At 53.4% G+C, this 18,172-nt stretch carries 21 protein-coding genes and 3 tRNA genes; 12 read left to right on the top strand and 12 right to left on the bottom strand.

Annotated elements, in window-relative coordinates; all coding sequences use genetic code 11:
* Positions 1 to 94: 94 nt before the first annotated feature.
* A complete protein-coding gene (locus ACMGGR_RS13500) occupies positions 95 to 325 on the bottom strand; it encodes a YccJ family protein (protein WP_246762544.1) in 231 nt (76 codons plus the stop codon).
* A 22-nt stretch (positions 326 to 347) separates the two neighbouring features.
* The gene (wrbA, locus tag ACMGGR_RS13495) at positions 348 to 947 is read right to left on the bottom strand and encodes an NAD(P)H:quinone oxidoreductase (RefSeq protein ID WP_246762551.1); all 600 of its coding nucleotides are present in this window, start codon (positions 945 to 947) and stop codon (positions 348 to 350) included.
* 337 nt (positions 948 to 1,284) lie between these two features.
* Between wrbA and ACMGGR_RS13490 the strand changes: the two genes are divergently transcribed.
* The gene (locus ACMGGR_RS13490; RefSeq protein WP_246762553.1) at positions 1,285 to 1,461 is read left to right on the top strand and encodes a general stress protein; all 177 of its coding nucleotides are present in this window, start codon (positions 1,285 to 1,287) and stop codon (positions 1,459 to 1,461) included.
* A gap of 125 nt (positions 1,462 to 1,586) precedes the next feature.
* A complete protein-coding gene (locus ACMGGR_RS13485) occupies positions 1,587 to 2,489 on the top strand; it encodes a DMT family transporter (protein ID WP_414147091.1) in 903 nt (300 codons plus the stop codon).
* Here ACMGGR_RS13485 and rutG read toward each other — a convergent pair.
* The 7 genes from rutG to rutA are packed head-to-tail and all read right to left on the bottom strand — an operon-like array spanning position 2,486 to position 8,027.
* Positions 2,486 to 3,808: a pyrimidine utilization transport protein G gene (rutG, locus tag ACMGGR_RS13480; RefSeq protein WP_414147090.1), complete on the bottom strand. Its 1,323-nt coding sequence runs from the start codon at positions 3,806 to 3,808 to the stop codon at positions 2,486 to 2,488. The genes ACMGGR_RS13485 and rutG overlap by 4 nt on opposite strands.
* A gap of 42 nt (positions 3,809 to 3,850) precedes the next feature.
* Positions 3,851 to 4,369 (bottom strand): NADH-dependent FMN reductase RutF, encoded by a 519-nt coding sequence (gene rutF, locus ACMGGR_RS13475; RefSeq protein ID WP_246762559.1) that lies wholly within the window; start codon positions 4,367 to 4,369, stop codon positions 3,851 to 3,853.
* 10 nt (positions 4,370 to 4,379) lie between these two features.
* Positions 4,380 to 4,970, bottom strand: coding sequence for a malonic semialdehyde reductase (locus ACMGGR_RS13470; protein WP_414147089.1), 591 nt, complete (start codon positions 4,968 to 4,970; stop codon positions 4,380 to 4,382).
* On the bottom strand, positions 4,955 to 5,773 hold the full coding sequence (gene rutD / locus ACMGGR_RS13465) for a pyrimidine utilization protein D (RefSeq protein ID WP_414147088.1): 819 nt from the start codon (positions 5,771 to 5,773) through the stop codon (positions 4,955 to 4,957). The genes ACMGGR_RS13470 and rutD overlap by 16 nt, the downstream gene beginning before the upstream one ends.
* Before the next feature lie 14 nt (positions 5,774 to 5,787).
* Entirely contained in the window at positions 5,788 to 6,174 is a 387-nt protein-coding gene (rutC, locus tag ACMGGR_RS13460) for a pyrimidine utilization protein C (protein WP_414147087.1), read from the bottom strand.
* A 15-nt stretch (positions 6,175 to 6,189) separates the two neighbouring features.
* Entirely contained in the window at positions 6,190 to 6,936 is a 747-nt protein-coding gene (rutB, locus tag ACMGGR_RS13455; RefSeq protein ID WP_414147086.1) for a pyrimidine utilization protein B, read from the bottom strand.
* Complete coding sequence (gene rutA / locus ACMGGR_RS13450) at positions 6,936 to 8,027, bottom strand: pyrimidine utilization protein A (RefSeq protein ID WP_414147085.1); 1,092 nt, start codon at positions 8,025 to 8,027, stop codon at positions 6,936 to 6,938. The genes rutB and rutA overlap by 1 nt, the downstream gene beginning before the upstream one ends.
* Positions 8,028 to 8,276: 249 nt before the next feature.
* Between rutA and rutR the strand changes: the two genes are divergently transcribed.
* A complete protein-coding gene (gene rutR / locus ACMGGR_RS13445; protein WP_414147084.1) occupies positions 8,277 to 8,930 on the top strand; it encodes an HTH-type transcriptional regulator RutR in 654 nt (217 codons plus the stop codon).
* Positions 8,931 to 9,021: 91 nt separating this feature from the next.
* On the opposite strand, the gene cycA is transcribed toward rutR, so the two are convergent.
* Positions 9,022 to 10,413: a D-serine/D-alanine/glycine transporter gene (cycA, locus tag ACMGGR_RS13440; protein ID WP_246762571.1), complete on the bottom strand. Its 1,392-nt coding sequence runs from the start codon at positions 10,411 to 10,413 to the stop codon at positions 9,022 to 9,024.
* Positions 10,414 to 10,687: 274 nt separating this feature from the next.
* Here cycA and ACMGGR_RS13435 point away from each other — a divergent pair, with 274 nt between their 5' ends.
* The 3 genes from ACMGGR_RS13435 to ACMGGR_RS13425 all read left to right on the top strand — a co-directional run bounded on the left by ACMGGR_RS13435 (position 10,688) and on the right by ACMGGR_RS13425 (position 13,411).
* Positions 10,688 to 11,386, top strand: a complete 699-nt coding sequence (locus ACMGGR_RS13435) for an extensin family protein (protein WP_414147083.1) — start codon at positions 10,688 to 10,690, stop codon at positions 11,384 to 11,386.
* Between the two features lie 572 nt (positions 11,387 to 11,958).
* Positions 11,959 to 12,681 (top strand): transcriptional regulator SdiA, encoded by a 723-nt coding sequence (sdiA, locus tag ACMGGR_RS13430; protein WP_281434725.1) that lies wholly within the window; start codon positions 11,959 to 11,961, stop codon positions 12,679 to 12,681.
* Positions 12,682 to 12,802: 121 nt separating this feature from the next.
* Entirely contained in the window at positions 12,803 to 13,411 is a 609-nt protein-coding gene (locus ACMGGR_RS13425; RefSeq protein WP_246762576.1) for an autoinducer synthase, read from the top strand.
* Here ACMGGR_RS13425 and ACMGGR_RS13420 read toward each other — a convergent pair.
* Positions 13,408 to 13,746: a GlpM family protein gene (locus ACMGGR_RS13420; RefSeq protein ID WP_414147082.1), complete on the bottom strand. Its 339-nt coding sequence runs from the start codon at positions 13,744 to 13,746 to the stop codon at positions 13,408 to 13,410. The two genes, ACMGGR_RS13425 and ACMGGR_RS13420, sit on opposite strands and share 4 nt — an antisense overlap.
* 74 nt (positions 13,747 to 13,820) lie before the next feature.
* The gene (locus ACMGGR_RS13415; protein WP_246762579.1) at positions 13,821 to 14,045 is read right to left on the bottom strand and encodes a DUF2594 family protein; all 225 of its coding nucleotides are present in this window, start codon (positions 14,043 to 14,045) and stop codon (positions 13,821 to 13,823) included.
* A 237-nt stretch (positions 14,046 to 14,282) separates the two neighbouring features.
* Here ACMGGR_RS13415 and uvrY point away from each other — a divergent pair, with 237 nt between their 5' ends.
* From uvrY to ACMGGR_RS13385, 6 genes are all read left to right on the top strand, one after another.
* Positions 14,283 to 14,942, top strand: a complete 660-nt coding sequence (gene uvrY / locus ACMGGR_RS13410) for a UvrY/SirA/GacA family response regulator transcription factor (RefSeq protein WP_246762610.1) — start codon at positions 14,283 to 14,285, stop codon at positions 14,940 to 14,942.
* Positions 14,935 to 16,767, top strand: coding sequence for an excinuclease ABC subunit UvrC (uvrC, locus tag ACMGGR_RS13405; protein ID WP_246762617.1), 1,833 nt, complete (start codon positions 14,935 to 14,937; stop codon positions 16,765 to 16,767). The genes uvrY and uvrC overlap by 8 nt, the downstream gene beginning before the upstream one ends.
* 71 nt (positions 16,768 to 16,838) lie before the next feature.
* Positions 16,839 to 17,387 (top strand): CDP-diacylglycerol--glycerol-3-phosphate 3-phosphatidyltransferase, encoded by a 549-nt coding sequence (gene pgsA, locus ACMGGR_RS13400; RefSeq protein ID WP_246762618.1) that lies wholly within the window; start codon positions 16,839 to 16,841, stop codon positions 17,385 to 17,387.
* A gap of 153 nt (positions 17,388 to 17,540) precedes the next feature.
* Positions 17,541 to 17,616, top strand: a tRNA-Gly gene (locus tag ACMGGR_RS13395).
* A 41-nt stretch (positions 17,617 to 17,657) separates the two neighbouring features.
* Positions 17,658 to 17,731: transfer RNA gene (locus ACMGGR_RS13390), tRNA-Cys, on the top strand.
* Between the two features lie 12 nt (positions 17,732 to 17,743).
* Positions 17,744 to 17,829, top strand: a tRNA-Leu gene (locus ACMGGR_RS13385).
* The last annotated feature ends 343 nt before the right edge of the window (positions 17,830 to 18,172 follow it).

The following is an 18,172-nucleotide window of genomic DNA, read 5'->3' as shown; positions in this document are numbered from 1 at the left end:
TGAGAATAAGCGTAGTAGACAATTTGGGGATTTGACAGAAAAGAGACGGGAGTATGAACGGGCGGGATAGTCCGCCCATTCAATCGCTTAAACGCTAGACGTTTTTGCGCTCAACCGTTTTGTTGTCCCAGGTCAGCACGTCCTGGTCGGTTTTTTCAAAAGCGCGCAGCAGCACTTCGTCATTGCCTTGCTGTTCCCAGATGCCTTCAGCAAGCTTTTCATCATAATTGGCCACTTCAAAAATGGCTTCAGCAATTTCCGGTGAGGTGGAACGAATACTTGCCCATTCACCCACGCGATGTTCTTTCGATTGTTGCGTTGCCATAATACTCTCCTGTGAGTTGAGTTTATCCGTGTAGTTTTACCGCCAGTCCAGCGACATGTTCACCCTGGAAACGGGCGATATTAAGTTCGTCTTCGGTTGGCTGGCGCGATCCGTCACCGCCCGCAAGCGTGGTAGCGCCATACGGCGTGCCGCCGCGAACCTGCGAGATATCAAACAGCTCTTTGGTGCCGTAGCCAATCGGCACGATAACCATGCCGTGATGGGCAAGTGTAGTCCAGGTTGAAGTAATCGTCTGTTCCTGGCCGCCGCCGGTACCGGTAGAGGAGAAAACGCTGGCCAGCTTGCCGTAGAGCGCGCCCGATGCCCACAGGCCGCCGGTACGATCGAGGAAGGTACGCATTTGTCCTGACATATTGCCGAAACGGGTTGGCGTACCAAACAGAATGGCATCGTACTGGGGCAGTTCGTCAGGCGTTGCTTCGGCCGCGGCCTGCTGCGTTTTGCCGCCGACCTGGGCAAAGCGATCGGCGTCCATGGTTTCCGGCACGCGCTTGATGGTAACTTCTGCACCGCTGACGCGACGAGCGCCTTCCGCTACGGCATTGGCCATCGTTTCTACATGACCATACATTGAATAATACAGCACTAAAATTTTCGCCATCAGTCACTCCTTGATTGGGTTAAGAGCCTATCGTCTGAAAAAAGTATAGATGAGGCTGGCTAAGCGTGCCGGATGATGAAAGTCGACTGTTTAAAACGTCTACACTTTCTGCAAAAAACCGGTTAAGCATTAATTTTAATAATATGATTTTAGGCCATTTTTAGGCTTGAGCCGACGCTGCGAAACGGCGAGATGATAAAAAAATACGCGCTTTTCGCAGGTAATCTATGCTTAATAACGCGGCGGTAAGTTTGGGTTCGCAATAGCGCCGTGGCGGTGAATTACCTGACTCGCTGTAAAAATGCAGCATGATGGCTTAACTATTCGGAGGTAAGAAATGGCAGAACATCGTGGTGGATCTGGAAATTTCGCTGAAGACCGTAAGAGAGCATCAGAAGCAGGCCGTAAAGGCGGCAAAGCCAGCGGAGGGAATTTTAAAAACGACCCTCAGCGCGCTTCACAGGCCGGTGAGAAAGGAGGGCGCAACAGTCGGGGCAGTCGCGACAAGACCTGATTTAACAGCGCCTGATGCCGCCGGAATCGCTCCGGCGGCATGATTTTATTAACATTTTCTGACATTTTATTGCTTCCCTTCTCATCCCCTGACACACTGGCGGCAAAAATTTTCAAGAGCCTGCTATGTCTTTTCTTTCCCGCTATAAGTTTGCTTTGAGTCCACAAGAACTGGTGTTGATGCTGATCACCATGGTGTGGGGCGGTACCTTTCTGGCCGTCCACTTTGCGATGACCGTCAGCGGTCCTTTTTTCTTTGTTGGCGCGCGTTTTGCCACCGCTGCGTTACTGCTGGCCTTGATCACGCGAAAATCCTTATGCGCCCTGACATGGAGCGAATGTAAAGCCGGAACGACTATCGGCGTGGCTATCAGCTTTGGCTACGGTCTGCAAACCTGGGGTATGCAAACGATATCCAGCAGCCAGTCTGCCTTTATTACCGCCATGTATGTGCCGCTGGTGCCGCTGTTACAGTGGGTTTTTCTGAAGCGTTTACCGGGTTTAATGGCCTGGATCGGTATTGTCCTGGCCTTTACCGGGCTATTGCTGCTTGCCGGACCTGAAAGCGGTACCCTGGTCTTTAGCGCTGGTGAAACGGCCACGCTGCTCAGTACGCTGGCTATCGCGGGGGAAATTATTCTGATTAGCGCCAGCGCCGGAAAGGTTGATGTAAAAAGAGTCACGGTTGTCCAGCTCGCGGTGGCTTCGCTTTGCTCATTTATATTTATGGTGCCTAATGGTGAAGCGGTGCCCGGTTACTCCTCTTATCTGTTGCTTAGCGCAGTTGGTTTGGGTGCCGCCAGCGCGATTATTCAGGTCACCATGAACTGGGCACAGCGCAGCGTTTCACCGACAAGGGCGACGGTAATCTATGCCGGTGAACCCGTCTGGGCAGGGATCGTTGGACGAATGGCCGGAGAAAGGCTGCCGGGCGTGGCGCTGGCTGGTGGCGCGCTGATTGTTGCAGGGGTACTGATTAGCGAGCTAAAGCTGAAGAAAAGGGCGAAGCAAGCTTCGCCGGAGGGTTAGTTTTGCTGGCGTGCGATATCGTTAAGCGCCGCAGCCTGACGGCGACTAAGGATGGCGTTAAGAATAATGGCACCAAAGGTTGCCGTACCTATTCCGCCCATCGTAAAGCTGCCGAGCTTTAGCGCGAAATCTCCCGCGCCCAACACCAGCGTCACGGCGACCATAATCAGGTTGCTGTTCTGGCCCAAATCAACGTTATTTTGCACCCAGATACGAGCGCCAGCCACGGCGATGAGGCCAAACACCACGATGGAAGCACCGCCGATAACCGGGGCTGGAATGGTATGGATTAGTGCGCCAAATTTAGGCGAAAAACCCAGCAAAACGGCAATTGCCGCGGCGGCAACAAACACCAGCGTGGAATAGACTTTGGTCACCGCCATCACGCCAATATTTTCCGCATAGGTGGTGACGCCGCTGCCGCCGACGGAGCCTGACAGCATCGTCGCCAGGCCATCGCCCACGAAAGCGCGCCCCATCCAGGGATCAAGATTGCGGCCGGTCATCCCGGCCACCGCTTTAATATGGCCAAGGTTTTCTGCAATCAGGATGATGGCCACCGGGGCAATCATAAACATTGCCTGACCGTTAAAAACCGGCGCGGTCGTGGCGGGAAAACCGAACCACGGCGCGCTGGCTATCAGGCCAAAATCTACGGGTTTCCCCAGCCCAAAACCGTTGGTCAGCACGGCGTAGATCGCCCATGCCGCAATCAAACCGACCAGGATTAACAGGCGCTGGATCATGCCACGGGTGAAGACAGCCGTCAGGCCAATACAAACTACGGTCATGACGGCAACCCAGCTGTCAAACATGGAAGAAGAGACGCTGCGTACCGCAATCGGGGCTAAATTCAGCCCAATCGCCATCACCACCGCGCCGGTTACCACTGGCGGCATCAGTTTCTCAATCCAGCGCGTCCCTACCTTCATCACAACCAGGCCAATCAACGTATAAAGCAGGCCGCAGGCGATGATACCACCCAACGCCACGCCAAGATTGTGATTGATACCCTGGCCGTTAAAGCCGGTCACCGTAATCACCACGCCTACAAAGGCCGCGCTGGAGCCCAGATAGCTGGGGATGCGCCCGCCGGTAATCAAAAAAAACAGCAGCGTCCCTACGCCGGACATCAGAACGGAAAGATTGGGATCCAGCCCCATTAACAGCGGCATCAGGACGGTCGCGCCAAACATGGCGACCGCATGCTGCAAGCCCATAATGATCGTTTGTCCCGGCGGTAATATTTCATCGGGCGCGACCAGACCGGTCGCGGATGCTGATTGTTTACGCCATTGTGGAAACCAGGAAGCAGCCATCGTTTTCTCCAGAGAACCAGGTCGACTGTCGGGACGGCGGGATTACTCCTGCCGCAGCAAAGGGTGATAATGGCGATCGAACCACATCAGACCGTGAGCCTCCTCATTGCAAAGCAGCGCTTTAACTTCGCAGAACAACACGTCGTGCGTACCTGCGCGAGTAATCTGCGTAACATGGCAGTCAAAAGAGGCGATGGCGCCAGCCAGTACGGGCGAACCAGTCGTCAGCACCGACCATTCGGCAGCATTAAAACGTTCGGTCATGGGCGTCTTACCGCCAAACAGGCCAGAAAGCGTTTCTTGTCCGGCGGCCAGCGTATTGACGCACAGCTGACGGTTGGCGTTAAAAACGTCATAAACGGAAGCGGAGCGATTCAGGCAGACCAGCAGCATCGGCGGCGAATCGGTGACGCTACAGACAGCCGAAGCGGTAAACCCGGCGCATCCTGCCGGACCGTCAGTGGTGATGATATTGACGGCGGCGGCCAGGCGCGCCATCGCATTGCGGAAATCCTGCTTCTCTACGACCGTAGCCGCCTCAGGCAGTAACGTTTCAGACATGGTTCGCTCCTTAAGCAAGCGTACAGGCGTCGGCAAAAGCCAGGCGCGGCAGGCGGGCGTAAACCTTACCGGCGTCGCCATAGCCAATATTGATCAGCAGATTACTTTTCCAGCCGCTGTCGGCAAAAAATGCGGCGTCAACCGCAGCACGGTCAAAGCCGGACATCGCGCCAGTGTCCAGCCCCAGCGCGCGGCAGGCGCTAATCAGCCAGGCCGCCTGCAAGGAGCTGTTGCGAAAGGCGGTTTCCTCTGCGAGCTGGGGGCTGCTGGTAAACCAGGCTTTTGCATCCGCATGGGGAAACAGCTCCGGCAGCCGATCGTAAAAGAGCGGGTCCCAGGCCACGATTGCCGTGACCGGCGCGGTCAGCGTTTTTTCCACGTTGCCGCTGGAGAGCGTGGGGCGAAGCTTTGCTTTACCTTCCGCACTTCTGATAAAGCAGAAGCGCGCTGGGCTACAGTTTGCCGAGGTCGGCCCCATTTTCACCAGGTCATAAAGTTCGTTAAGCAGAGAATCGCTGACGGCGCGATCCTGCCAGCCGTTATGCGTACGGGCGGCGGTAAACAGCGTTTCTAACGCCGTGGCGTTCAGGGCTTCTGCCATAGGGGCTCCAAAAGTTCCAGGGCAGGCGCGGTTTCGCCCAGCCAGTTAAGCAACAGCTGATTAAAAAGGCCGCTCTCCGTTACGCTCATTGCATGTCCGCCACGGGGCATGGTTTTTAGCGTGGCGTTTGGCAAGGCTGCATTAAGCGTTTGCGAGCAGAGGGAAGGCACTAACAGGTCGTCCTGCGAACAAATTACTAACGTCGGTTGGGTAATCAGCCGTGCTCGATCGGTGAAGTCGCAGCTCATCAGCGCGTGCAGTCGATGCAGCAGGTTCTCTGTACCCTGAAAATGGGCACAGTGCAGGGCATCTTCCGCTTCGATACGGGCTTCATTTTCCGCCAGCCAGTCTGCCGGATAGAGAAACAGCGGCTGCGCCCGGACATAGGCCTCAACGCCAACGTTGAGCAACAGATTCTGACGAACCTGAAAACAGCGGCGCGTGTGGGCGTTAAGGCGCAGCCAGCCGTTGACGATAACCAGCCCGGTTACGCGATCGGGATAGTCCAGCGCCAGCTGCATACCGATAGCGCCCCCCAGCGCATGGCCGATAACGGCATATTCCGTGACGCCATGTTTTTCCAGCGCGCTGGCCAGTTCGGCTGCCATATCACGCATGCTGTAGCCTTCCGGCAGCTTAGCCGGGCTGCGTCCCGTACCGAGCTGATCGTAAGTCACTACGCGGTACGCTTTTCGCAATTCAGCAAGCTGCGGCTGCCAGAAACTTCCCAATCCGCCCAGGCCAGCCGAGAGCACCAGCGTGGGGGCAGAAGCCCGCGGCGCAGCAGAGATTTCAAGATGCATAGCGGCTCCGTTCGTTACTGGCCAATATGGGCGATGGAAGCGATCTCTACCAGCGCATCCGGCTTGACTAAACCGCACTGGATACAGAAACGCGCGGGTTTTTCGCCCGGAAAATAGTCGGCGTAAACGCTGTTTACATCGGCGTAGTTGGCCCAGTCGGTGATAAAGATGGAGTTAAAGGTCACGTCATCCATCGTGCCGCCAGCGGTTTCAATCACGCTTTTGATCGTTTCCAGCACGTGGCGCGTCTGGGCCGCGGCATCGCCGACGTGAACCACGTTGTTGTCTTTGTCAAAAGGCAGCGTGCCGGAGACATAGACCACGCCGTCAGCAAGCGTGCCGGGGACAAAAGGCGCAATCGGCACGCTGGTGCCGGGCGGCGTAATAATCGATTTTGGCATCGTTTTTCTCCAGGCTTACACAACTGGCGTCAGGGTAGCGCTGGTGGTTTGCAGCGCCGAGCAGAAGGAGTCAACGTCTGAGACCCAGCCAAAAAAGGTTTCGATATTGAAAATCGCGGCCTGCTGGGCAAAGAGCGGCCCTGCCTGGTAAGTGGCGTCCTGCAAGACCACGCCAAAATATTCCAGAAAAAAGCCGTCGCGCAGCGTTGACTCCACGCAGACGTTGGTCGCAATGCCGGTAAAAATCAGATGTCGAATACCGCGGCTGCGCAGCATGCTGTCCAGCGGCGTATTAAAGAAGCCGCTATAGCGAGGCTTGGGCAGCACGATATCGCCGGGCGCAGGCTTAAGCTGGTCAACCAGCTCATAATCCCAGCCGCCTTTTGCCAGCAGTTTTCCTTGCAGCTCAGGTTGGTTACGCATGGTTTTCAGCGCATTCGACTTGTGCCAGTTTGGTGAACCCGGGCCACCGGCTTCCACGTACTGGTCGTCCCAGCCGTTCTGGAACCAGATAACCTGGATACCGGCTTCTCTGGCTGCCTTAACGGCAACGTTAATCTTCTCGATAACCGGCCCGGTGGCGGAAACGTCAAATCCGGCCAAATCCAGATAGCCACCGATAGTGGCGTAGGCATTCTGCATATCCACCACGATAAGGGCGGTTTGCTCCGGCGGAAAAACAACAGATTCCGGGCGCGCTTTCAGGGTAACGCTATTTTTTGTTGCGGCAGTGGTGCAGACAACGGACTCTGGTGTGCTCATCAGGCTACCTCTTTAGCGGGTTGGGCAATATGGCTACGGCAGGTCATCAGGGGCTGGATGCGTTCGCCGAAGTTTTCAATTCCTTGCAGGAAATCATCGAAAGTCAGCAGCACGCCTTCTGTACCTGCAACGGTTGCCACCTCGTCCAGCATGCGGGCGACGCTGGCGTAAGAACCAACCAGCGTACCCATATTGATATTGACTGCGGAAGTTGGATCGGCCATCTGACGAACGTTGGTATCGCTGCCGGAACGTTTATCCTGCTGACTTTGGGTGGTGAGCCAGGCTAATGCCTCTTCATCCGCGCCTTCCTTATAACGTTCCCATTTCTCGCGCGCCGCCTCGTCGCTTTCATCGGCAATAATCATAAACAGCACGTAGGAACCCACGTCGCGTCCCGCCTCATCAGCGGCCAGCTTCATGCGGGCAGCGGTAGGGGAGAATGCCGTTGGCGTATTCACGCCTTTGCCGAAGCAGAAGTTGTAATCGGCATATTTTGCTGAAAAGGCCATACCGGCATCGCTCTGGCCCGCGCAGATAACCTTCATCGGCTTTTGCGGCTGGGGGCTGACGCGGCAGTCGTTCATGGTGAAGAATTCACCTTTCAGGTCAGATTTCCCCGTGCCCCACAGGTCGCGCAGGACGGTGACGTATTCGGTCAGGTAGTCATAACGGCGAGAGAAATAGTCATCGCCAGGCCAGATCCCCATCTGGTCATATTCGGGTTTCTGCCAGCCGGTCACCAGGTTAACGCCAAAGCGGCCGCCGGAAATGGAGTCTACCGTTGCCGCCATTCTTGCTACTATGGCGGGCGGCAGCGTGAGCGTAGCGGCCGTGGCGTAAATCTCAATGCGCGACGTCACGGCAGCCAGACCGGCCATCAGCGTAAAAGATTCCAGATTGTGATCCCAAAACTCTGTTTTACCGCCAAAGCCACGCAGCTTGATCATAGATAACGCGAAGTCGAACTGATAATGCTCGGCTTTCAGCACGATGGCTTTATTCAGTTCAAAGGTTGGCTTGTACTGGGGTGCCGTCGTAGAGATCAGCCAGCCGTTGTTACCGATAGGAATAAACACGCCAACTTTCATGGAAATACCTCATCATTAATAGTGGTGTTTAAGCGCTGCTGTTCCCTGGCGCCGCATAAGGGAAAGATTGCAATCGCTGTGCCACAATAGAAAAGTATTTAATATTCAGTTGGTTGAGATAAATATGCTAAAATAGTCCGGAGCAGACGGTCTGAAACAGACCGTTTGGTCAAAATAACATGCACAAAAAGCAGGCAGGCGTGGTCAATATAAGTGCATAGCGGTGCTAACTATCAGGATGGAGTCACGGTGAAGTCAGCAAACCCTAAAGCGCCTACCCGGCGTTCTCGTGCCGTTGCGGCAAAGCAGTCGGCAATTCTTACGGCAGCGCTTGAGCTGTTTTCGCTTTACGGCATACACGGCACCAGCCTGGATAAAGTGGCCGAAAGCGCCGACGTTTCCAAAACCAACCTTCTTTACTATTTCCCGTCGAAGGAAGCGCTGTACATTGCCGTCCTGAAAGAAATACTGGACGTCTGGCTGGCTCCGCTGCGCGCCTTGCGTAACGATCAGCAGCCGCTAACGGCGATTCGTGACTATATTCGCCTGAAGCTGGAGGTCTCAAGAGATCATCCGCAGGCCTCAAGACTGTTCTGCATGGAAATGCTTCAGGGGGCGCCGCTGTTAAAAGGCGAGCTGGAAGGGGATCTGAAACAGCTGGTGGATGACAAGTCTGCGGTCATTGAAGGGTGGATCCGCGAAGGGAGGCTGGCAGCCGTTGAGCCACATCATTTAATTTTTATGCTGTGGGCCACGACGCAGCACTACGCGGATTTCGCCAGTCAGGTCGAAGCGGTAACCGGACGCACGTTAAATGACGAAGCCTTCTTTAATGAGACGGTAGAAAACGTTCAGCGGATGGTAATTGAAGGGATCCGCGTACGGCCCGTTAACGAGATATAGCCGCAGAAATCGTAGCAGGGTAGCCAGCGTGCCGCGCTATAAATAGTGCGGCACGCTTTGCTTACGGGCCAGCATCCCCGGCCCGCTCAGGCTAACGCTTTTTTCTCTGGCGTAGCCACCAGCCGCAGCCCAGCATAATGAACCACAGCGGCGTGACCATCAGCGCCTGGCGGGTATCTTCCTGCAGTGCAAGCAGCACCAGCACAAAGGCAAAAAATGCCAGGCAGATCCAGCACATGATTTTACCCATCGGCATCTTATAGATGGATGCCGCATGCAGCTGTGGACGCTGCTTGCGGTAAGCCAGATAAGAGCAAAGGATAATTGACCAGACAAACATAAACAGGATGGCGGATACCGTTGTCACCAGCGTAAACACCTTCATCACGTTTGGGATCAGGTAAATCAGCGCCACGCCGCCCAGCAGGCAGAAACAGGAGAAAAAGAGGCCGGTAGTAGGCACCGCGCGGCGGGAAAGCTTGCCAAAACGAGGATGCGCTACGCCCTGCTGCGCCAGGCCGAACAGCATGCGGCTGGTGGAGAAAATTCCGCTGTTAGCGGAAGATGCGGCGGAGGTCAGCACCACAAAATTGACGATGCTGGCCGCGGCCGGTAAGCCAATCAGCATAAACATTTCAACAAACGGGCTGCGATCGGCAACGACATGGTTCCACGGGGTTACGGCCATAATGACCAGTAGCGCGAACACGTAAAACATAATGATACGCAGCGGAATAGCGTTGATCGCGCGCGGGAGAACTTTGGTGGGATCGTGTGTTTCTGCCGCCGCAGTCCCGACCAGTTCAATCCCTACAAAGGCAAAGACCGCAATCTGGAAACCGGCGAAAAAGCCGCTCAGGCCTTTTGGAAACATGCCGCCGTGGTCCCAGATATTGCTCAACGCAGCCGTGCCGCCGCCCGGTGAGGGGTAGTGCATGGCCACCAGAACAATACCGGTCACGATCAGCGCCACGATGGCGACGATTTTAATAATGGCGAACCAGAACTCCATTTCGCCAAAGAGTTTTACCGTCGCAATATTCAGCGTAAGAAAAACGGCGATGCAGAGCAGGGCGCTCATCCCGACCGAAAAATGGGGGAACCACAGCTGGAAATAGGAGCTGATCGCCACCACATCGGCAATGCCGGTAACTACCCAACAAAACCAGTAGGTCCAGCCGGTAAAATAGCCCGCCCAGGGGCCAAGCAGATCGGCGGCAAAATCGCCGAAGGATTTATACTCGAGGTTTGACAGCAGCAGCTCGCCCATCGCGCGCATCACGAAAAACAGCATAAAGCCGATAATCATATAGACGAAGATGATTGAAGGGCCTGCCAGGCTAATCGTCTTGCCCGAGCCCATAAACAGCCCGGTGCCGATAGCGCCGCCGATGGCGATTAACTGAATATGCCGGTTGTGTAAATTGCGCCGGAGCTCGCCTGGCGCTTCCTCTTGAGAAGTCGTTTTTGTTTGGTCAACCATAACGTTGCAGAAATCCTGTGGATGTTGTGTCAGCTCTGAAGGCTGTTATGTAGTCAGGGAACGGGGGTGGCCCTTTATCGCCATCCTGTCGATTCCCGCTCTGGGGCGCAAATATTAACGTAAAAGCGGGGAACTGACAGGTAAAGTTAACGGCTGCCGGTTCGATTGCGCAAAAACGCCGCGACGCTTTTTATTCAGCGGCAAACCGCATCATCTTAATATATTGTTGATCTTTTGGTTATTCCTTCATCAAAAGAGTGTGACGGGAGAATAAATGAAAGAATTAATCACGCTCGGGGCGCTGCTGCTAATCATCTTGTTGGTAACTCCCTGGCTGGAGAAAAATCTGCCGCCAGCCTGGAACCCTTTTACTCCACTAAACGTCACCGATACGCCTGGCTTGATTACCCGGTATAAGCTGAAGCGTTTACGGGCAGACCCGCAAGCGTGCATGGAGGTGCTACAGCGTGCCAGGCAAAGCGGCTACATACGCTTCAGCCGTGCTCAGCCGGTGAAAGGAAACTGTCCTTTGTCCGATCCGGTGCGCGTACAGGGTTTTGGCGATGTCAGCCTTAGCGCCTCTTTTCTGGCAAGCTGCCCGCTGGCCCTGGCGACCACCATGTTTATGACCCAAGCGGTCAGACCGCTGGCGGCGGCAGAACTGGGATCGCCCCTGGTGCGTCTCGACCACGTGGGAAGCTACGCCTGCCGAAATATTTATCATCGTACTCAGGGAAGATTAAGCGAGCATGCTACGGCTGACGCGCTGGATATAGCCGGGTTCAGATTGAAAAACGGCAGGCAGATGACCATATTAAAAACGTGGCCGCAGAAGCAGGGTGAATCAGCATGGCTAAAACACATTTTTCAGCAGAGCTGTGCTTATTATGGTAATTCGCTCGGCCCGGATTATAACCGTGCCCATGCCGGACATTTTCATCTGGGTATGCAGGGATTTGGTATTTGCCGTTAAAACAGGCAATTTTGCATTTAATAACCTGACGCGGACCCTGAATAAAACGCTCTTTATCCATCCTCTGATTGGCTGTGCTAAAAACATCAGGTAATTTAACTGTCGCTATAAAGCCAAATTTTAATTTTTGTATTAATGCTCATTAAAATTCAGGGGGTTAAGAGATGCCTTCCAGGCGTTGAAGGGCATGAAATTAGCTGCCTCATCCGTTTTACAGTAATACTTTAGGCGTAACTAAAGGCAAACCTGGAAACACCGTCATTGAACATTTCCAGGAAAAATCTTATTCTAATGGAATAAAAATTCCGGAGCAAAAAGCCATTTATTTATGGAGGGCGTCTCTGGTGAAGAACGGCGATGCGGACATTTTTGCAGCAATTGCTGAAAATTTCTTCTGATTGTGCGCCAGAAGCGGTTTTTTAGCATTTTAAATATGAATTTTTTGTTATTATATGCAGGCGTGAAAATCCCTGAAGGTTATTAATTTTTACCCGCGTTATTCATTTTGTGAAATTAACAATAAAATTATAAGCAGGATGTGCAGTACTCGCGTTCATCCATCCGGGGCATTAATGACTTCTGATAACTATTTCAGTTGGTGTAGCAAAGCTGATGCGGCGTTTCATGGGGTGTCACAAGCTGCTGATATATCGCGGCTGCTGGAGCAGCAAACGCTTGAGCTTGGGCTAACTTTTTACGCGCTCTATATCCGCCATCCCGTGCCTTTTACCCGACCTGAAATATTTGTCCTGACAAACTATCCTGAAAAATGGGTACAGAAATGGACGCACGAGAACTTTGCCGAAATCGATCCGATTATCCGCTACTGTCTGATACCAGGAACCTTTTTACTGTGGGACGATCCTGTTGTTAAGGAAGGGAGACAAGTGTTTGAGGCGGCAAAGGAATTTGGTATTCGTTCCGGGTTTTCCTTCTCGCGAATAGCCAAAAACCGCGCCGTAGGCATACTTTCAATGGCGTCAGGTAAATCTTTTGAAAAGATTGCGTTAACGCACGAAAAACAGCTTAAGCTCCAGTATTTGTCGGAACTGGCAATGGATGCGCTACTGTTTATTAAAGATCGCTCTATGTACGTCAGGCAAGTCTCGTTAAGCCTGCGCGAAAGGGAAGTGCTCAAATGGACAGCAGAAGGCAAAACCGCGGCGGAAATTTCGCTGATCCTGTCAATTTCGGAGCACACGGTCAATTTTCACCAGAAAAATATGCAGAAAAAATTTAATGCACCAAACAAGACGCAGGTCGCCTCCTACGCTGCGGCGCTGGGCCTGTTATGAATAAGTTACAACTACCATATTTAGTAGTTACGTATTACCAGTCGGTTGTCTACTCTCGCCGGGGAGCAGATCTGCGCTGCATGGAAAGGCATTCACCGGCGAATGCGACAGAGGATTAATAATGAAGATTATCCAGACCAGGTTAAGGGATATGCCCTCCTCTTTGCTGGCAGAGTTAGGAAGTTATCGCTACAGCGTTTTTGCCCGTGGCGAAGGGTGGTCCATTCCGTCTCGTTTAAGTACGCCAGGCCAGGAATATGACCGTTTTGACCGCTCTGATGTAATCTGGCTAATTGCGTGGACCGCGCAGCAAGGCATTTGTGGCTGCGCCCGGCTGATGGAATGGCAGGATGTGGAAGCCGGTCCGGAGGCGTCCAAAAATCCGCAGGCGATATGGGAAATGTCGCGTTTTTCGGCACGGCTTGATGTGAACGCGGATCTGCCGCTGAGCATTCTCTGGCACAGCGTGCAGCTGGCTGAACAATCAGGCATTGCCTATCTTTATAGCGCTGCAACGCCCATGCTTGAACAGATGTTTGAGCAGCATCTGGTCGTTTATGAGCCGCTAACGGCGGGCGTTATCCAGTCGGAAGATAACCTTTTTGCCGTGCGCATTCCGGTTAATCAGCCGGGGCTTGCGGAAAAATTCCGCGGCGAGCGTCGCTTTAGTCCTGAAGAGGTGCTGCCAACGCTGGGCGTTTCCGCCAGCTGGAGCGGCAGAGGGCGCTAAGCCTGCCATCTCGACCAGAGCGTAATCAGCAGCCATGCTGCTATGCACCAGCATCCCACGGCGCTTCCCAGCGCCAAAGGCAGCTTCATCATGCCGACAAAATACCACAGCGTAAGCAGATAGATAAAATAGGGAATAATGGCCCACATGCCGAAAATGATGGTGGCGCGTAGCGCTTCCGTTCCGCGCTCGCTGGCGACAATATAATGCGCGATCAGGGCAAAAGTAGGGAAAAGCGGTAGCAGACCAGCCAGGTAATAACTGCGCGTTTTGGACAGGAGGCTGATTAACACGACGACCAGCGCGCCCAGTGCTGCTTTAAGAATTAAGCCCATTGTTCCATAACCAGAGAAGAAACGATCTCCCGTGCTGACGCAATGGTAAGCAATGGGCGTAGTAAGGCCTAAAGTTACTGACGATATGCCTGTTTTATTTGATTAATTGTGCTGCTGAAGACGTCCGCCTGCTGACGATCAGTCAGCTGGGCAATATATTTTTCCATATTGATAATGACCTTGCCGGCATCCGCCTGGCCCATACCTTTCAACATAAATGTAACTAATGCCTTCATGCAGGCCATCTCTTCGGCTAAGGTTTGCGATTCTTTACTGGTTGAAAAATCAGTGTCGCTCATAGTTTCTCCTTGTTTTTATGACTCAATCAGCGGCGTTGATTTTGATTGCCGATAATACAAATACGCAACGAGTATATCATATCTCGCCGGGTCATACAGGCTGGCAGCCTTAACAGCCTTTGCCGTTGGCATTGATTCCGCCGTTTATTTCTGTTCTAACAACCGGCAAAAAGGAGTAAAATCGCTGGTCTGCTAAACAGCCTGAATACTTCAATTACCGCTATCTGGAGAGAGCTTTTGATACGTGTTCTTCTTGTCGACGATCATGAACTGGTGCGTGCGGGTATTCGACGCATACTGGAAGACATCAAGGGTTTTCAGGTTGTCGGAGAAGCCAGCTGCGGCGAAGAAGCGGTGAAATGGTGCCGCAGTAATGATACCGATGTAGTGCTTATGGATATGAATATGCCCGGCATCGGTGGACTGGAAGCGACACGCAAAATTGTTCGCTATAGTCCGGATATTAAAATTATTATGCTGACCATTCATACTGAAAATCCGCTCCCTGCCAGGGTAATGCAGGCAGGTGCCGCAGGCTACCTCAGCAAAGGCGCTGCCCCGCAGGAGGTGGTTAACGCCATCCGTCAGGTCAACGCCGGTCAACGCTATATCGCCTCCGATATCGCTCAACAGATGGCGCTAAGCCAGATTGAACCGCAAAAAGCGGATTCCCCCTTCGATTGTTTGTCGGAACGCGAATTACAGATTATGCTGATGATCACCAGGGGCCAGAAAGTGGCAGATATTTCCGAACAGCTCAGCCTGAGTCCAAAAACCGTTAACAGCTACCGCTACCGGATGTTTAGCAAATTAAACATCAGCGGCGACGTTGAGTTAACGCATCTGGCTATCCGGCACGGGCTGTTCAATGCGGAGTCGTTGATCAGTAGTGAATGATGTTTTTGATGCCAAATCTTTCCTGAAATCGGTTACCAGCCAGCCGGGCGTTTATCGTATGTACGATGCTGGCGGGACGGTTATTTACGTCGGTAAAGCCAAAGATCTTAAAAAGCGCCTGTCCAGCTACTTTCGTGGCAATCTGGGCAGCCGGAAAACGGAAGCGCTGGTGGACAGCATCCGCCAGATAGACGTGACGGTTACCCACACCGAAACGGAAGCGCTGCTGCTTGAACACAACTACATTAAGCTTTATCAGCCGCGCTATAACGTGCTGCTGCGTGATGATAAATCCTACCCTTATATTTTCCTCAGCGCGGACGAGCATCCACGGCTGGCCAGCCATCGTGGCGCGAAGCATGCCAAAGGCGAATATTTTGGCCCGTTCCCCAATGGTTACGCGGTTCGCGAAACGCTTTCGCTACTGCAAAAAATCTTTCCGGTGCGCCAGTGTGAAAACAGCGTTTACCGCAACCGCTCGCGTCCCTGTTTGCAGTATCAGATTGGCCGCTGTCTTGGCCCCTGCGTAGCGGGTCTGGTCAGTGAAGAAGAGTACGCACAGCAAATTAATTACGTGCGGCTGTTCTTATCCGGCAAAGATGACCAGGTGCTTAATCAGCTCGTGGGCCGTATGGAGCAGGCCAGCCAGTCATTGAAGTTTGAAGAAGCCGGACGTCTGCGCGACCAGATTCAGGCCGTGCGGCGCGTGACCGAGCGGCAGTTCGTTTCCAATAACGGCGACGACCTGGACGTGATTGGCGTGGCTTTCGACGCCGGGCTGGCCTGCCTGCACGTGCTGTTCATCCGTCAGGGGAAAGTACTGGGCAGCCGTAGCTATTTTCCAAAAGTGCCGGGCGGCACGGAAATGGCGGAAGTGGTGCAGACATTCGTCGGCCAGTTCTATTTGCAGGGTAGCCAGGCGCGTACGCTACCTTCCGACATCCTGCTGGACTTTGCGCTACCGGAAAAAGATCTGCTGGCTGCCTCGCTTACCGAGATGGCAGGCAGAAAAGTCACCATTCAGAGCAATCCACGCGGCGATCGCGCACGCTATCTCAAGCTGGCACGCACTAACGCCAGCACAGCGCTGGTGAGTCGTTTATCGCAGCAGTCCACTATTCATCAGCGTCTGCAGGCGTTAAGCGAAGTGCTGGAGCTGCCGGAAATCACGCGGATGGAGTGTTTTGATATCAGCCATACGATGGGTGAGCAAACGGTAGCCTCCTGCGTGGTTTTCGACGCTAACGGGCCGCTGCGTTCTGAATATCGTCGCTATAACATTACCGATATTACGCCGGGCGATGATTACGCCGCAATGAACCAGGTGCTGCGCCGCCGTTATGGCAAAGAGCTGGAAGAGAGCAAAATTCCTGACGTCATTTTGATTGATGGCGGCAAAGGACAGCTCGCTCAGGCGAAAAACGTGTTTGCCGAACTGAACGTGAGCTGGGATAAAGATCGGCCCATTCTTTTGGGCGTGGCCAAAGGGAGCGATCGTAAAGCGGGACTGGAAACGCTGTTCTTCGAACCGGAAGGGGAGGGCTTTTCGCTGCCGCCGGATTCGCCTGCGCTGCATGTGATCCAGCATATTCGTGATGATTCTCACAATCACGCTATTACCGGCCACCGTAATAAGCGCGCCAAAGTTAAAAACACCAGCGCGCTGGAGAGTATTGAAGGCATAGGACCGAAGCGTCGGCAGATGTTGCTGAAATATATGGGCGGTCTGCAACCGTTAAAAAATGCTTCGGTAGAAGAAATTGCCAGCGTTCCTGGTATTTCGCAGGCGCTCGCGGAGAAAATCTTCTATTCGCTGAAACACTAAGCATTGCGTTGATTACGGCATTGTAGGAACATAGGGACAAATTCTACTCTGCCCAGACAGTTAGCGTACCTATGCCTTTTAATATTCCGACCTTACTTACTCTGCTTCGTGTCGTATTAATTCCTTTCTTCGTACTGGCATTCTATCTGCCGTTTGAATGGGCACCGCTGGTCTGCGCGCTAATCTTTATCGTTGCCGCTATAACCGACTGGTTCGACGGCTGGCTGGCGCGTCGCTGGAAGCAAACCACGCGGTTTGGCGCTTTTCTTGACCCGGTGGCGGACAAGGTGATGGTTGCTATTGCTCTGGTGCTGGTGGCGGGCCATTTTCACGCGTGGTGGATTACGCTACCGGCGGCCACGATGATTGCCCGGGAAATTATTATCTCTGCGCTGCGTGAATGGATGGCCGAAATTGGCAAGCGCAGCAGCGTTGCCGTTTCATGGATCGGCAAAGTAAAAACTACGGCGCAGATGCTGGCGCTGTTCGCGCTTCTCTGGCGTCCGGACCGCATGGTAGAAGGTGTGGGCGTGGTGGCTTTGTATATCGCGGCGGTGCTGACTTTCTGGTCAATGTATCAGTATTTGAGCGCGGCGCGCGGCGATCTGTTCGAACGGTGATCGATACGATTTAAAAATCAGCAAACGAGCAGAAAGAGCGGATATTTGTGTTGACTCATTTCGCTCAGTCAGTAGAATGCAACGCATCGAAAGGCAGCTGAGTCGCCAGAAGATAAAGTAAATCAGCAAGTTCTGTTGAGAACGCTGAAAAATGCGGGAATAGCTCAGTTGGTAGAGCACGACCTTGCCAAGGTCGGGGTCGCGAGTTCGAGTCTCGTTTCCCGCTCCAGATTTAGCCGTCAGCCGTGGCTGGCAGCAAAGCAGAATAAAGGCGCGTTGGCAGAGTGGCCATGCAGCGGATTGCAAATCCGCCTACCTCGGTTCGACTCCGGGACGCGCCTCCACTTTACACCCATGCCCGGGTGGTGAAATCGGTAGACACAAGGGATTTAAAATCCCTCGGCTTATGGCTGTGCGGGTTCAAGTCCCGCCCCGGGCACCATCTTCGACTACCGATTAAAACGAATAAAAACAAGCACGTTGTGCAATGTCGTGAAGCCGCCGCAAGGCGGTTTTTTTGTGCCTGAAATTCGCTTCCTGACAGGGCTTTTTTGTATTGACTGTTTTGCTTACTTTCCTCAATATTTCTCTGCTCTCTGCTCTCTGCTCTCTGCTCTCTGCTCTCTGCTCTCTGCTCTCTGCTCTCTGCTCTCTGCTCTCTGCTCTCTGCTCTCTGCTCTCTGCTCTCTGCTTTGTGCTCTCAGCACCAGACTCATTTCGCTGCGTCTTCCTGTTTTAGTGCCAGAACCGGCAGCGACAAGGCTTTCCTGTGCGGCCATCCTCTA

Source organism: Erwinia sp. BNK-24-b, from assembly GCF_047456155.1.
GTDB classification, from domain to species: Bacteria; Pseudomonadota; Gammaproteobacteria; order Enterobacterales; family Enterobacteriaceae; genus Erwinia; species Erwinia phyllosphaerae.
This window is presented reverse-complemented; position numbering and strand designations above follow the sequence as displayed.

What these genes read in the sequence shown, in the direction of transcription:
- ACMGGR_RS13500 (WP_246762544.1), bottom strand. Translation starts at nt 325, where the DNA reads ATGGCAACGCAACAATCGAAAGAACATCGCGTGGGTGAATGGGCAAGT.
- wrbA (WP_246762551.1), bottom strand. Translation starts at nt 947, where the DNA reads ATGGCGAAAATTTTAGTGCTGTATTATTCAATGTATGGTCATGTAGAA.
- ACMGGR_RS13490 (WP_246762553.1), top strand. Translation starts at nt 1,285, where the DNA reads ATGGCAGAACATCGTGGTGGATCTGGAAATTTCGCTGAAGACCGTAAG.
- ACMGGR_RS13485 (WP_414147091.1), top strand. Translation starts at nt 1,587, where the DNA reads ATGTCTTTTCTTTCCCGCTATAAGTTTGCTTTGAGTCCACAAGAACTG.
- rutG (WP_414147090.1), bottom strand. Translation starts at nt 3,808, where the DNA reads ATGGCTGCTTCCTGGTTTCCACAATGGCGTAAACAATCAGCATCCGCG.
- rutF (WP_246762559.1), bottom strand. Translation starts at nt 4,369, where the DNA reads ATGTCTGAAACGTTACTGCCTGAGGCGGCTACGGTCGTAGAGAAGCAG.
- ACMGGR_RS13470 (WP_414147089.1), bottom strand. Translation starts at nt 4,970, where the DNA reads ATGGCAGAAGCCCTGAACGCCACGGCGTTAGAAACGCTGTTTACCGCC.
- rutD (WP_414147088.1), bottom strand. Translation starts at nt 5,773, where the DNA reads ATGCATCTTGAAATCTCTGCTGCGCCGCGGGCTTCTGCCCCCACGCTG.
- rutC (WP_414147087.1), bottom strand. Translation starts at nt 6,174, where the DNA reads ATGCCAAAATCGATTATTACGCCGCCCGGCACCAGCGTGCCGATTGCG.
- rutB (WP_414147086.1), bottom strand. Translation starts at nt 6,936, where the DNA reads ATGAGCACACCAGAGTCCGTTGTCTGCACCACTGCCGCAACAAAAAAT.
- rutA (WP_414147085.1), bottom strand. Translation starts at nt 8,027, where the DNA reads ATGAAAGTTGGCGTGTTTATTCCTATCGGTAACAACGGCTGGCTGATC.
- cycA (WP_246762571.1), bottom strand. Translation starts at nt 10,413, where the DNA reads ATGGTTGACCAAACAAAAACGACTTCTCAAGAGGAAGCGCCAGGCGAG.
- ACMGGR_RS13435 (WP_414147083.1), top strand. Translation starts at nt 10,688, where the DNA reads ATGAAAGAATTAATCACGCTCGGGGCGCTGCTGCTAATCATCTTGTTG.
- sdiA (WP_281434725.1), top strand. Translation starts at nt 11,959, where the DNA reads ATGACTTCTGATAACTATTTCAGTTGGTGTAGCAAAGCTGATGCGGCG.
- ACMGGR_RS13425 (WP_246762576.1), top strand. Translation starts at nt 12,803, where the DNA reads ATGAAGATTATCCAGACCAGGTTAAGGGATATGCCCTCCTCTTTGCTG.
- ACMGGR_RS13420 (WP_414147082.1), bottom strand. Translation starts at nt 13,746, where the DNA reads ATGGGCTTAATTCTTAAAGCAGCACTGGGCGCGCTGGTCGTCGTGTTA.
- ACMGGR_RS13415 (WP_246762579.1), bottom strand. Translation starts at nt 14,045, where the DNA reads ATGAGCGACACTGATTTTTCAACCAGTAAAGAATCGCAAACCTTAGCC.
- pgsA (WP_246762618.1), top strand. Translation starts at nt 16,839, where the DNA reads ATGCCTTTTAATATTCCGACCTTACTTACTCTGCTTCGTGTCGTATTA.